Here is a 13196-nt window from a genome sequence, read left to right as displayed (position 1 = left end):
GCCCTCAGAGCGCCGAGAAGCGCCACTCGATCACTGAGCGGTAGGTCTGCCCCGGCTCGAGCCGGGCGGACGGCCAGGAGGGCCGGTTCGGCGTGTCCGGCGAGACCTGCGGCTCCAGGGCGATGCCGTCGCCGGGCCGGTAGCGGCGGCCGGACCGGCCGGGGCCGAAGAGCCCGTTGCCGGCGTACACCTGCAGCCCCTGCTGGTCGCTGGACAGCTCCAGCGACGTCCGGGTCGCGGGGGAGGACAGCACGGCCACCGGGCGCAGCCCCTCCCCGCGCACGACGAAGTTGTGGTCGATCCCGCGCGTGCCCGCCAGCTGCGGGTGGTCGACGCGCAGCACCGGGCCCAGAACCGTCGCGGTCCGCAGGTCGAAGGGGGTGTCGTCGACCGGAGCGTGGTCGTCGAGCGGGATGCCCGTGGCGTCGATCGGGGTGTAGCGGTCGGCGTGGACCTGGAGCGTGTGGCCGTCGATCGTGCCCGCGCCGTCGCCGTCGAGGTTGAAGTAGCTGTGGTTGGTCATGTTGACCACCGTCGGCGCCGACGTGGTCGCCGTGTGCGTGATCCGGACCGTCGCGCCGTCGACCTCGTAGGTCACCGTCGCGGCGACCTCGCCGGGGAACCCCATGTCGCCGTCGGCGCTGACCAGGGCGAGCGTGACGGCCGTGGGCGAGACCGACTCCACCGTCCATAGCCGCTTGTCCCAGCCATCGGCGCCGCCGTGCAGCGAGTTGCCGCGGTCGTTCGTCGCGACCACGACCTCCACCCCGTCGAGGGTGAAGCGGCCCGCGGCGATCCGGTTGGCGTAGCGTCCGATCGTCGCCCCGAGGAACCCGTCCACGCCGAGCAGCGAGGGGACCGTGTCCCGGCCCAGCACCACGTCACGTCGTACGCCGTCCCCGCCGGTCACCTGCACGCGGTGCGCCGTCGCCCCGAGCGTGAGCACGTCGACCTCCACCCCTGGCGCCGCACCGATCGTGACGCGCTCGACCGGACGACCGTCCGGCATCTCCCCGAAGCCCATGAGGAGCACGCTATCGGCGCACCGCCGCACAGCACCCGCCAGTCCGTGGTCCGGCCGATCCAGGGCCGCATCGTCACGCATCCCTGCGAACCGGCGCGGGAACCGCATCCTCATGCCCGACGTCGACCGCATCGCGGAGCCCTGGGGATCTCGGACGCCTTACGCCGCGGGCGGGCAGTGGCCGCCCCGCGTCGACACCTTCCTCGCCGAGGGGGTGAGCACCGACGACGTCGACCGGTGGGTCCAGTCGGCGTCGCTGCTGCACTCCAACGGCGACGCCATGGACATCGCGGTCAAGGACGGCCGCATCGTCGGCGTACGCGGCCGTGAGGTGGACCGGGTCAACCGTGGCCGGCTCGGGCCCAAGGACCTCTTCGGCTGGCAGGCCAACCACTCACCCGACCGGCTCACCCGGCCCCTCGTCCGGCAGGACGGGATGCTCGTCGAGACCGATTGGGACACCGCGATGGCGCAGGTGGCGGGCCGGGCGAAGGAGCTGCTGGAGGAGCGCGGGCCCAGCTCGGTCGGCTTCTACACGACCGGCCAGCTCTTCCTCGAGGAGTACTACACGCTCGGCGTCATCGCCCACGGCGGGATCGGCACCAATCACGTCGACGGCAACACCCGGCTGTGCACCGCCACGGCCGGGGCGGCGCTCAAGGAGTCCTTCGGCTGCGACGGCCAGCCGGGGTCGTACGCCGACCTCGACCACGCCGACGTCATCGCGCTCTTCGGCCACAACATGGCCGAGACCCAGAGCGTGCTGTGGAGCAGGGTGCTGGACCGGCTCGCCGGCCCGCAGCCGCCGGCGATCGTCTGCGTCGACCCGCGCCGCACCGCCGTCGCGGCAGCCGCCGCCGTCCACCTCGCCCCGCGCCCGGGCACCAACGTCATGCTGATGAACGCGCTGCTGCGCGAGATGATCCAGCACGACTGGGTCGACCACGACTACGTCGACGCTCACGCCGTGGGCTTCGACGAGCTGGTGAAGATGGTCGAGCCGTGCACCCTCGAGCGCGCCGCGGAGGTCTGCGACGTCCCCGTGGCCGACCTGCGCCAGGCGGCCCGGCTGCTCGGCACCGCCGAGCGGCTGACCTCGACGGTCCTGCAGGGCTTCTACCAGTCGCACCAGGCCACCGCCGCGGCCGTGCAGGTCAACAACGTGCACATCGTCCGCGGCATGCTCGGCAAGCCCGGCTGCGGCGTCCTCCAGATGAACGGCCAGCCGACCGCGGAGAACACCCGCGAGGCCGGCGCGGACGGCGACCTGGCCGGCTTCCGCAACTGGTCCAACGACGCGCACGTCCAGGAGCTGGCGAAGGTCTGGAACATCGAGCCGTCCGACATCCCGCACTACTCGGCGCCCACGCCCCTGATGCAGATGATGCGGTACGTCGAGGACGGCTCGATCCGCTTCCTCTACGTGACCGGCACCAACCCGGCGGTCTCGCTCCCCGAGCTGTGTCGCATCCGCAGCCTGCTGTCCCAGGAGCGGCTCTTCCTGGTCGTGCAGGACCTCTTCCTCACCGAGACCGCCCAGCTCGCCGACGTGGTGCTCCCGGCGGCGACCTGGGGCGAGAAGACCGGGACGTTCACCAACGCCGACCGCACCGTGCACCTGTCGGACAAGGCGGTCGACCCGCCCGGCGAGGCGAGGCCGGACCTCGACATCCTCATCGACTTCGCCCACCGCCTCGACCTCCGCGACAAGGACGGTGCCCCGCTGGTGAAGTGGCGGACGCCCGAGGAGGCGTTCGAGGCGTGGAAGGAGTGCAGCCGGGGCCGGCCCTGCGACTACACCGGGCTCACCTACGACCGGCTCCGCGGCGGGAGCGGCATCCAGTGGCCGTGCAACGACGAGCACCCGGACGGCACCGAGCGGCTCTACGCCGACGGACGCTTCTGGGCCGCACCCGACTACTGCGAGGACTACGGGCGGGACATGGTGACCGGCGCGCCCGTCGAGCCGACGGAGTACAAGGCCCTCAACCCCGAGGGCCGGGCGATCATCCGCGCGGCGGAGTACCTCCCGCCCCACGAGGAGCCGTCGGAGGACTACCCCTTCCAGCTGATCACCGGCCGCACCCTCTTCCACTTCCACACCCGCACCAAGACCGCCCGTGCTCCCCAGCTGCAGGCGGCGGCGCCCGAGGTGTGGGTCGAGGCGTCGGTCGCCGACGCCGCCCGGCACGGCTGGGAGGAGGGCGACATGCTCCGGGTCACCACCCCGCGGGGCGAGGTCACCGGCCGGCTCCGGGTCAGCGGGATCCGGGAGGGGGTGCTCTTCCTGCCGTTCCACTACGGCTACTGGGACACCGACGGTGGGTCCGCCCCGGACGGCCCCGGGCGGGCGGCCAACGAGCTGACCCTGACCGACTGGGACCCGGCGTCGAAGCAGCCGATCTTCAAGACGGCGGCCGCCGCCGCGGAGAGGCTCGTCGGGTCGGACGGTGGGACCGCGCCGGCGCCCACGAACACAGCGTCGGCACCGGCCGGAGCCGACGTACCTCCGACGCGGGGCGGGCCGGGCGCCACCGTCCACGAGAAACTCCACCACTCCGGCACGGGAGGCGAGTCATGACCTGGGTGAGCGCGCTGCGCGGCGTGAAGGGCAACAAGGTCGGGATGGCGATCGAGGAGCTGCACCGGGTCGAGAACGACCTCGTCATCGCGCTGCTGAACCTCGCCGACCAGCAGAAGGTCGACCACGAGATCTTCCACGTCGCCCGCGACATCGCCGGCTGGTCGAGGCAGCACGTCAGCGAGCTCGCGCGGGTGGGGCAGGCCTACGGACTCGACCTGGACGCCGACGCCGACGACGAGCCGTCGCTGCTGGGCCGCGTCAAGCAGAAGGGCAGCGAGCTCACCGGACGGTTCCACGAGCCGGGCCTGCCCCTGCTCGCCGACCTGCGTCACGTCCACCGCACCGCCGCAGGCGCCTCGCTCGACTGGGAGATCCTCGCCCAGACCGCACAGGCGCTCAAGGACACCGACCTGCTCGACGTCGCGCAGCGCTGCCACCCGGAGACGCTGCGGCAGATGCGCTGGGCCAACGCCAAGCTCAAGGAGACCTCGGCACAGGTGATGGTCACCGGGTGAGGCACCGGAGATGCAGCGGGAACGGGTCCGGAGATGCAGCGAGGCCCCCGGGAGTCCTGGGGGCCTCGTCTGTGCTGGCTGTGCGCGCGGGGAGAGTTGAACTCCCACGCCCTTTCGGGCACACGGACCTGAACCGTGCGCGTCTGCCTATTCCGCCACGCGCGCTTGAAGCAGTCCGAACGTTATCCCAGGGACCGCCCCGCGCCCAAACCGGCGGCGCGGGTCCGAGCCACCCCTGAACGGCCCCGATACGATCGACGAGCCCGCCGGTGATCCTGCGGGCATTGATGCATGTAGGGCGAGCGAGGACGAGGAGGCACCGATGGGCGGGCTGCAGCGGTTCGAGCAGCGCCTGGAGTCGATGATCTCCGGCGCGTTCGCCCGGGCGTTCCGTAGCGCGGTGCAGCCGGTGGAGATCGCCGCCGCCCTCCAGCGCGAGTGCGACAACAACGCCCAGGTCCTCTCCCGGCAGCGACGGCTGGTGCCCAACGACTTCCACGTCGAGCTGAGCCAGCCCGACCTCGACCGGCTCCAGCCGTTCGACACCGCACTGGTCGACGACCTCACCAACCAGCTGCACGACTATGCCGACGAGCAGGGCTACGTCTTCCCGGGGCCGATCTCCCTCGACTTCGAGCTCGCCGGCGACCTGACCACCGGGCGGTTCCGGATCCGGAGCGGCGCCAAGGCCCAGGTCAGCGGCGACGCCAGCGACACCCGGATGACCCGCGCGGCGGCGTACCTCGAGGTCAACGGCACCCGTCACCCGCTCGACCGCGACCTGGTCGTCGGGCGCGGCACGGAGGCCGACCTGCGCATCAACGACCCCGGGGTGAGCCGCCGGCACATCGAGTTCCGCGTCCAGCACGGCCCGATCCCGCAGATCGAGGTGCTCGACCTCGGCTCGACCAACGGCATGCTGGTCGACGGGCAGAAGGTGCAGCGCGCCCGGGCCGAGGACGGCACCGAGGTGCGGATCGGCAACACGACGATGACCGTGCGTCTGGTGGAGGAGCCGGCCTGATGTCCGAGTTGACCCTCTTCCTGATCCGGATCGCCTACCTGGCGATCCTGTGGATCTTCGTGCTCAGCGCGGTGTCGGTGATCCGCTCCGACGTCTTCGGCTCCCGCGTCCCCGAGCCCGCGCGCGCCGCCGTCGGCGGCAACGGCAAGCAGCGCAAGCAGCCGAAGCCGCGCAGCCGGAAGGGCATCCCCACCCACGTCCTCGTCGTCGAGGGCAGCAACGCGGGCGAGCGCGCCGACCTGGTCGACGCGCCGATCCTCATCGGCCGTGGCGCCGATGCCGCCATCCGTCTCGACGACGACTACGTCTCCACCCGGCACGCCCGGATCGCCGCCAGCGGCGACCAGTGGTTCGTCGAGGACCTCGGCTCGACCAACGGCACCTACATCGGCACCGTCCGGCTCAGCCAGCCGACGACGCTCACCCTCGGCACGCAGGTGCGCATCGGCAAGACGATCCTGGAGCTGCGCAAGTGAGCCAGGACGATCGAGCCCTCCAGCTGCGCTTCGCCGCGATCTCCGATGTCGGCCGGGTGCGGAAGGACAACCAGGACAGCGGGTACGCCGGCCCGTGGCTGCTCACCGTGTGCGACGGTGTCGGCGGCGCGGCCCGCGGCGACCTCGCCTCCAGCACCGCCGTCCAGCAGCTGCGCAACCTCGACGTCGCGCCGCAGCCGGAGCACACCACCGAGGAGATGATCGGCCAGGTCGCCGGGGCGCTGCACCGGGCCCACGACCGGATCGCCGAGCTGGTCGACCACGACCCGAGCCTGAGCAGCACGAGCACGACCGCGACCGTCGCGCTCTTCGACGGGACCCAGCTGGCGATCGGGCACGTCGGCGACAGCCGGGCCTACCTCTTCCGCCAGCAGGGCCTCACTCAGCTGACCCATGACCACACCTTCGTGCAGACCCTCATCGACGACGGCCGGATCACCGAGACCGAGGCGCGCTACCACCCCCACCGCAACCTCATCCTCAAGGCGATTGACGGCCAGCGGGAGACCGAGCCCGACCTCTTCATCGTGCCGCTGCAGGCCGGCGACCGGCTGATGCTGTGCAGCGACGGCGTGTGCGGCGTGCTGGACGACGGCCGCATCGCCGACGTCCTCACCGGAGGCAGCGCCGACTACGCCGCCGTCGAGCTGGTCCGCGCCTCGCTCGAGGCGGGCAGCAGCGACAACGTCACCTGCATCGTCGCCGACGTGGTGGAGGCCGGCGAGGCCGACGACGGGAACGACGAGGGGAACGACGGGGACGAGACGCACGCCGAGCCGCAGCTGGTCGGTGCGGCCGCCGAGCTGCGCCGCCGCCGCCTCTTCAAGGGCCACCGCAGCGGCGACACCGGCGAGCTCGAGCCGGTGCCCGGTGACAGCGACGGCCTGGACGGGCTCCCCGACGGCGCCATCCCGGACGACCCGCTCGACCCCGAGGCGCTGCGCTACGCGCCGCGTGCCCCGAGCCGCTTCCTGTGGCTGCGCCGGGTGCTCGCCCTCGCTGTCCTCGTCGGCGTGGTCTGGGTCGCCGCAGCCGGCGCCTGGTCGTGGGCGCAGCGGCAGTACTTCGTCGGCGTCCACGGTGACGACGTGACGATCTTCCGGGGCCTCAACACCTCGTTCGTCGGCATCGACCTGTCCAAGCCCTACGTGAAGACCGACCTCTCGGTCGACACGCTCGCCACCTACGACGCCCGACAGGTCAAGCAGGGCGTGACGCAGTCGAGCCTGGACGACGCCAAGCACTACATCGCCAGCCTGGCCTCACGAGTCGGCACGGTCGCGGGAGCCGAGTGATGTCGGCGATCTCACCGGTCCGGGCCGTCCAGCAGGTCACCGTCTTCCGCAGCCGCCGTGGCGCGGAGCTGGTCCTGGTCGTCCTCGCGCTCGCCGTCGGCATCGGCGCCTACGCCGCGGTCGGGCTCGGCGTCGACGGGCACGTCCCGCCCGACATCCTCGGCTACGGCGGCTGGCTGGCCGGCCTGATCATCGCCGCCCACATCACCATCCGCATCGTCGCGCCGTACGCCGACCCGGTGCTGCTCCCCGTCGTGGCCGCGCTCAACGGCTTGGGCCTGGCGGTCATCCACCGGCTCGACCTGACCCGGGGCGACACCAGCTTCGCCTCCAAGCAGCTGTTCTGGATGACCGTCGGCGTCGGCCTCTTCGTGGCGACGCTCGTCTTCCTCTCCGACCACCGCGCCCTGCAGCGGTTCACCTACACGGCAGGGCTCGCCGCCGTCGTGCTCCTGCTGCTGCCGCTCGCACCCGGCATCGGGCACGAGGTCAACGGAGCCCGGATCTGGATCCGCGCCGGCGGCCTGAGCTTCCAGCCCGGTGAGGTCGCCAAGGTGCTCCTGGTGATCAGCTTCGCCGGCTACCTCGTGCTGCACCGCGACGCGCTCGCCCTGGCCGGCCGCCGGGTCGCCGGGGTCGACCTTCCGCGCGGCCGCGATCTCGGCCCCATCCTGGCGATGTGGCTGGTCAGCCTGCTGGTGCTCGTCGCCCAGCGCGACCTCGGCTCCGGCCTGCTCTTCTTCGGCCTCTTCCTGGTGATGCTCTACGTCAGCACCGAGCGCGCCGGCTGGCTCGTGGTCGGCGGGTTCCTCTTCGTGGCCGGCGTGATGGCGACGTACGTCCTGTCCGGGTCCGTCGGCTTCCTCACCCACGTGCGCAACCGCTTCGACATCTGGCTCGACCCGATGGCCTACTACGACCGGACGCCCGGCAGCTTCCAGCTGGTCGAAGGGCTGTTCGGGATGAGCTGGGGCGGGCTGATCGGCCGCGGCTTCGGCGAGGGCCGGCCCACCCGCGTGCCCTACGCCGAGTCGGACTTCATCATGGCCGCGATCGGCGAGGAGCTCGGCCTGACCGCCGTGATGGCGGTGATCCTCTGCTACGGCCTCATCGTCGAGCGCGGCCTGCGCATCGCCCTGATCTCACGCGACAGCTTCGGCAAGCTCATGGCGATGGGTCTGGCAGTCAGCCTGGCCCTCCAGGTCTTCACCGTCATCGGCGGCGTCACCCGGCTGATCCCGCTCACCGGCCTCACCACACCGTTCCTGTCCTACGGCGGCTCCAGCCTGGTGGCCAACTGGGTGATAGTCGCGCTCCTGCTGCGCATCTCCGACCACGCCCGCCGCCCGCTGCCCGACCTGTCGGTGCCCGACGACCAGGACAGCCTCAACACCCAGGTGATGAGGCTCCCATGACGATGAACAAGCCGATCCGCACGATCGCGATCTTCCTGATGGCGCTGTTCGCCGCGCTGCTGATCAACGCGACCTACCTGCAGTACTACGCCGCGGGGCGCTACAACGACGACGCCCGCAACCGCCGCGTCGTCGACGCCGAGTTCTCCCGCCAGCGCGGAGCGATCCTGGTCGGTCGCGACCCGGTCGCGGTGAGCGTGAAGACCGACGACCTCTACAAGTACCAGCGCAGCTACCCCAAGCCCGAGCTCTACGCGGGCGTCACCGGCTACTTCGCCTACGGCGGTGCGATCACGGGCGTGGAGAAGTCGCAGAACGACGTCCTCTCCGGCGACGACTCCCGGCTCTTCGTCAACCGGCTCATCGACCTGCTCGGCGACAAGGGCCCGCAGGGTGGCGACGTCGAGCTGACCATCAACCCCAAGGCGCAGAAGGCGGCGTACGACGCGCTCACCTCGCTGCCGGGCAACGTCAAGGGCTCGGTCGTCGCGCTCGAGCCGAGCACGGGCAAGATCCTGGCGCTGGTGAACACCCCGAGCTTCAACCCCAACAAGATCGCCACCCACGACTTCGCCGCCAACCAGAAGGCCTACGACGCACTGAACGCCGACCCGGACAAGCCGCTGCTCAACCGCGCGGTCCAGATGGCGCTGCCGCCCGGCTCGACCTTCAAGCTGGTGACCGCCTCGGCCGCCATCAGCTCCGGGAAGTACGACGCCTCCTCGATGGTCCCCGGCGGGCCGACGTACCAGCTCCCGCAGACGTCGGGCGAGTCCGGGCTGATCGACAACGAGGGCCGCGACTGCGGCGCCAAGACCGTGAAGTTCACCCAGGCGATGGAGAACTCCTGCAACACCGTCTTCGCCCAGCTCGCGGTGCAGGTCGGTGCCGACGCGATGCAGCAGCAGGCCGAGGCGTTCGGCTTCAACTCGTCCTGGTTCGACGACCTCCAGGGCACCAACGGCAAGACCTCCCTCGCCACCTCGACCTTCCCGAAGGACATGAACCCCCCGCAGACCGGGCAGAGCGGCATCGGCCAGTTCGAGGTCCGGGCGACGCCCCTGCAGATGGCGATGGTCGCCGCCGGGATCGCCAACCAGGGCACGGTGATGAAGCCGTACCTCGTGAACGAGGTGCAGTCGGCCGACTCCGACACGGTGGCGACGACCGAGCCGGAGAAGCTGTCCGAGGCCGTGACCCCCGCGACCGCGCGGGAGGTCACCAAGCTGCTCGTCGCGACGGTCAACGACGGCACAGCCTCGCCGGCCGCGATCACCGGCATCCAGGTGGCCGGCAAGACCGGCACCGCGCAGAGCGGCCAGGAGGACGTGCCGCCCTACGCGTGGTTCGTCTCCTTCGCGCCCGCCGACAACGCCAAGGTGGCCGTCGCCGTGATGATCGAGAGCGCCGACATCCCGCGTGACGACATCGCGGGCGGCAAGTGGGGCGGCCCGATCGCCAAGAAGGTCATGGAAGCGGTGTTGAACCAGTGACCGAGATCTACGCCGACGACTCCCGTCGCTACCTCCTCGAGAGCCGCATCGCCACCGGCGGCATGGGCGAGGTCTGGCGCGCGCGCGACAACCTCCTCGGCCGTGAGGTCGCGATCAAGCTGCTCAAGCCCGAGTACGCCGGCGACCCGGTGTTCCGCACCCGCTTCGAGGCCGAGGCGCGCCACGCGGCGAGCCTCCACCACCCCGGCATCGCCGCGGTGTTCGACGTCGGTGAGCAGATGCTGCACGACGGGTCGGTCCGGCCGTTCCTGGTCATGGAGCTGGTCGAGGGGCGCCCGCTGTCCTCGCTGATCCGCACCGACGTCGGCATGCGGCCCGACGTGGTGCGGGACCTGCTCGCCCAGGCCGGCGACGCGCTGGCCGCCGCCCACGCCGCCGGCATCGTGCATCGCGACGTCAAGCCCGCCAACCTGCTCGTGACCGCCGACCGAACCGTCAAGATCACCGACTTCGGCATCGCCCGGGCCCTCTCGTCCGCCGCCGTGACCGGGACCGGCGCCGTGATGGGCACCCCGCAGTACCTCTCCCCCGAGCAGGCGCGAGGGGAGACCGCGACGCCCGCCTCCGACGTCTACGGGCTCGGAGTCGTCGCCTACGAGTGCCTGGCCGGCCGCCGGCCCTTCGAGAAGGACACCGCCGTCGCGACGGCGCTCGCCCACCTGAACGACCCGGTCCCGCCGCTGCCCGACCACGTGCCCGCGGACCTCGCCGCCGTCGTGATGCGAGCGCTGGCGAAGAAGCCGGCCGAGCGCTTCCCGGACGCCGCGGCCTTCGCGGCTGCGCTGCGGGGCGCCCCAGCTCCGGCCGGTTCCGAGGACGCCACCCAGGTGGTCCCGCCCGTCGTGGTCCCGCCGTCGTCACCCAGCACCCAGGTCCTCACCGGCCTGGGCTCCGCCGTGCCGTCGGCAGCCGCCTCCGAGCCGGACGAGCAGGAGGAGGACGACGAGCGGCGGGCGAAGCCCTGGCTGATTGCGCTCGTGGTGGTGCTCCTGCTCGCGGCCGCCGTCGTGGTCTGGGCGCTGATGAGCGGTGGCGACGAGACACCGCCCCCCGACCCGACGACGCCCACGACGACCTCGGCCACCCCGACCCCCACGGAGTCGCCGACGGCGACTGCGACGCCGACGGCGTTCGACCTCGACGAGGCCGACTACATCGGCCGGGACATCGACACCGTGCTCGCCGCTCTGCGCGACCGCGGCCTGCGACCGCGATCGCACGAGGTCCGGAACCCGGGTGACCAGACGCCCGACGCGGTCACCGCCGTCTCGCCGACGACCGGCCTGCAGGAGGGCGACACGGTGGACGTGGCCTACTACGGACCGAAGCCGGAGTCGACGCCGACCCCTGAGCCCACGCCGGACGAGACGCCCACGTCCGAGCCTCCCTCGACCGAGCCGACGACGCCCGCCGCGTCGACGCCGCAGACGGCCGAGACCACCGACACCAGCACCACCACCGCGGAGCCGACCGACAGCCCCGCAGCCCGGAAGGACATCCCGGAATGAGCAACGCAGAGCCGACGATCGTCGGCGGCCGCTACGAGCTCGGTGAGCTCCTCGGCCGCGGCGGCATGGCGGAGGTGCGCAAGGGCACCGACACCCGCCTGGGCCGGGTCGTCGCCGTCAAACGGCTGCGCACCGACCTCGCCAGCGACGCCACCTTCCAGGCCCGCTTCCGCCGGGAGGCGCAGTCCTCGGCCTCGCTCAACCACCCCGCGATCGTCGCCGTCTACGACACCGGCGAGGAGGTGACGCCCGACAACGTGCACCAGCCCTACATCGTGATGGAGTTCGTCGCCGGGCGGACGCTGCGCGACATCCTGCGCGAGGGCCGCAAGATCCTGCCCGAGCGGGCCCTGGAGATCACCTCGGGCGTGCTGTCGGCGCTCGACTACAGCCACCGCGCGGGCATCATCCACCGCGACATCAAGCCGGGCAACGTCATGCTCACCCCGAGCGGTGACGTGAAGGTGATGGACTTCGGCATCGCCCGCGCCATCAGCGACGCCCAGTCGACGATGACGCAGACAGCCGCCGTCGTCGGGACCGCGCAGTATCTCTCCCCCGAGCAGGCCCGTGGCGAGACGGTTGACTCCAGGTCCGACGTCTACAGCGCCGGCTGCCTGCTCTACGAGCTGCTCACCGGCAGGCCTCCGTTCGTGGGCGACTCGCCGGTCGCGGTCGCCTACCAGCACGTCCGCGAGCAGGCCCAGCCGCCGAGCGACCACGACACCGCGCTGCCCCCCGAGGTCGACGCGATCGTGATGAAGTCGCTCGCCAAGCGCGTCGAGGACCGCTACCAGTCCGCCGCCGCGATGCGCAGCGACATCGAGCGCTACCTCGACGGCCGGCCGATCTCGGTCGTCGCCCCCGCCGCCGTGGCGGCCGCCTCGCCGAGCGCAGCGTCGACCACCGTCGTCGGGGCTCCCGTCCCCGCCGGCGGGCTCCCCGCCGACGAGGAGGAGGTGTACGACGAGCGGCGCTCCCGCACCGGGCTCATCGTGGTCGCGGGGCTGATCGTGATCGCCCTCATCACCGCCGCCGTGCTGCTGTGGCCCAAGCTCTTCCCCGACGCGCCCGACCAGGTGTCGGTGCCGAAGCTGGTCAGCCTCACCGAGGACCAGGCCCGCGCGGCCATCGGCGACGCCGGCCTCACGATCACCGACGTGGAGTACGAGAACAGCGACACCGTCCCGGCCGGCAGCGTGGTGAGCCAGCGGCCGACAGCCGACACCTACGTCGACCCCGGCGCCGGGGTCGAGATCACCCTGTCGTCGGGCAAGCCGCAGGTCGCCGTCCCGAACATCGTCGGGATGCAGCTCAAGGACGCGAAGGCTGCGCTCGAGGCCGCCGGTCTCACCGCCCAGCCCCAGGAGCGCGAGTCCGACGAGACGAAGAACAAGGTGCTCGAGTCCAACCCGCAGCCCGGGATCTCGGTCCAGGCGGGTCAGGCGATCACGCTCTACTTCTCCGACGGCCCCGAGAAGGTCCCGGGCGTCCGCAAGAAGACCCAGGCCGAGGCCGAGCAGATCCTGCGTGACGCCGGCTTCGACCCGGAGGTCCGGCCCGAGCCCAACACCACGCTGCCGAGGGGCACCGTGGTGGACCAGTTCCCCGCCCCCGGCGAGACGCGCAAGCAGGGTGAGAAGGTGCTGATCTTCGTGTCGACGTACGAGCCCCCGCCGCCGCCGCCGTCGACCACGCCCGGCCTTCCGTGCGTCACGCCCACCCCCGGCATTCCCCTGCAGCCCGGCGAGGTGGACTGCTCGACGCTCCCGCCGCCGGCCCAGTAGCGAGCCCGAGGACGGGCCAAGGACGGGCCAGGG

The 13196-nt window shown here is 71.8% G+C and carries 10 protein-coding genes and 1 tRNA gene; 9 read left to right on the top strand and 2 right to left on the bottom strand.

The features are described 5' to 3' along the window. Positions 1–4: 4 nt before the first annotated feature. On the bottom strand, positions 5–1024 hold the full coding sequence (locus BM236_RS16590) for an aldose epimerase family protein (RefSeq protein WP_091126106.1): 1020 nt from the start codon (positions 1022–1024) through the stop codon (positions 5–7). Positions 1025–1136: 112 nt separating this feature from the next. On the opposite strand from BM236_RS16590, the gene BM236_RS16585 reads away from it, so the two are divergent. Next, positions 1137–3605 carry a molybdopterin oxidoreductase family protein gene (locus BM236_RS16585; RefSeq protein ID WP_091126104.1) on the top strand — a complete coding sequence of 823 codons (2469 nt, stop codon included), beginning with the start codon at positions 1137–1139 and terminating at the stop codon, positions 3603–3605. Next, on the top strand, positions 3602–4123 hold the full coding sequence (locus BM236_RS16580; RefSeq protein ID WP_091126101.1) for a hypothetical protein: 522 nt from the start codon (positions 3602–3604) through the stop codon (positions 4121–4123). Before BM236_RS16585 ends, BM236_RS16580 begins: the two co-directional genes overlap by 4 nt. An 81-nt stretch (positions 4124–4204) precedes the next feature. Here BM236_RS16580 and BM236_RS16575 read toward each other — a convergent pair. After that, positions 4205–4288 (bottom strand) — tRNA-Leu (locus BM236_RS16575). Between the two features lie 157 nt (positions 4289–4445). On the opposite strand from BM236_RS16575, the gene BM236_RS16570 reads away from it, so the two are divergent. Genes BM236_RS16570 through pknB form a run of 7 tightly spaced genes read left to right on the top strand, consistent with a single transcriptional unit; the run spans position 4446 to position 13163 of the window. Continuing rightward, positions 4446–5147, top strand: coding sequence for an FHA domain-containing protein (locus BM236_RS16570; RefSeq protein WP_091126098.1), 702 nt, complete (start codon positions 4446–4448; stop codon positions 5145–5147). Then, positions 5147–5623: an FHA domain-containing protein FhaB/FipA gene (locus BM236_RS16565; RefSeq protein WP_091126087.1), complete on the top strand. Its 477-nt coding sequence runs from the start codon at positions 5147–5149 to the stop codon at positions 5621–5623. Before BM236_RS16570 ends, BM236_RS16565 begins: the two co-directional genes overlap by 1 nt. Continuing rightward, the gene (locus BM236_RS16560) at positions 5620–6939 is read left to right on the top strand and encodes a PP2C family protein-serine/threonine phosphatase (RefSeq protein ID WP_091126085.1); all 1320 of its coding nucleotides are present in this window, start codon (positions 5620–5622) and stop codon (positions 6937–6939) included. The genes BM236_RS16565 and BM236_RS16560 overlap by 4 nt, the downstream gene beginning before the upstream one ends. Then, positions 6939–8354, top strand: a complete 1416-nt coding sequence (locus tag BM236_RS16555) for an FtsW/RodA/SpoVE family cell cycle protein (RefSeq protein WP_091126083.1) — start codon at positions 6939–6941, stop codon at positions 8352–8354. The genes BM236_RS16560 and BM236_RS16555 overlap by 1 nt, the downstream gene beginning before the upstream one ends. Then, complete coding sequence (locus BM236_RS16550) at positions 8351–9847, top strand: peptidoglycan D,D-transpeptidase FtsI family protein (RefSeq protein WP_342714196.1); 1497 nt, start codon at positions 8351–8353, stop codon at positions 9845–9847. The genes BM236_RS16555 and BM236_RS16550 overlap by 4 nt, the downstream gene beginning before the upstream one ends. Next, positions 9844–11376 (top strand): serine/threonine-protein kinase, encoded by a 1533-nt coding sequence (locus BM236_RS16545; protein ID WP_245750391.1) that lies wholly within the window; start codon positions 9844–9846, stop codon positions 11374–11376. The genes BM236_RS16550 and BM236_RS16545 overlap by 4 nt, the downstream gene beginning before the upstream one ends. After that, positions 11373–13163: a Stk1 family PASTA domain-containing Ser/Thr kinase gene (gene pknB / locus BM236_RS16540; protein WP_091126081.1), complete on the top strand. Its 1791-nt coding sequence runs from the start codon at positions 11373–11375 to the stop codon at positions 13161–13163. The genes BM236_RS16545 and pknB overlap by 4 nt, the downstream gene beginning before the upstream one ends. The last annotated feature ends 33 nt before the right edge of the window (positions 13164–13196 follow it).

It is taken from the genome of Nocardioides terrae (assembly GCF_900112345.1).
GTDB lineage: Bacteria > Actinomycetota > Actinomycetes > Propionibacteriales > Nocardioidaceae > Nocardioides > Nocardioides terrae.
The sequence above is the reverse complement of the archived record's forward strand: the minus strand, read 5'-3'. Positions and strand labels throughout refer to the sequence as shown.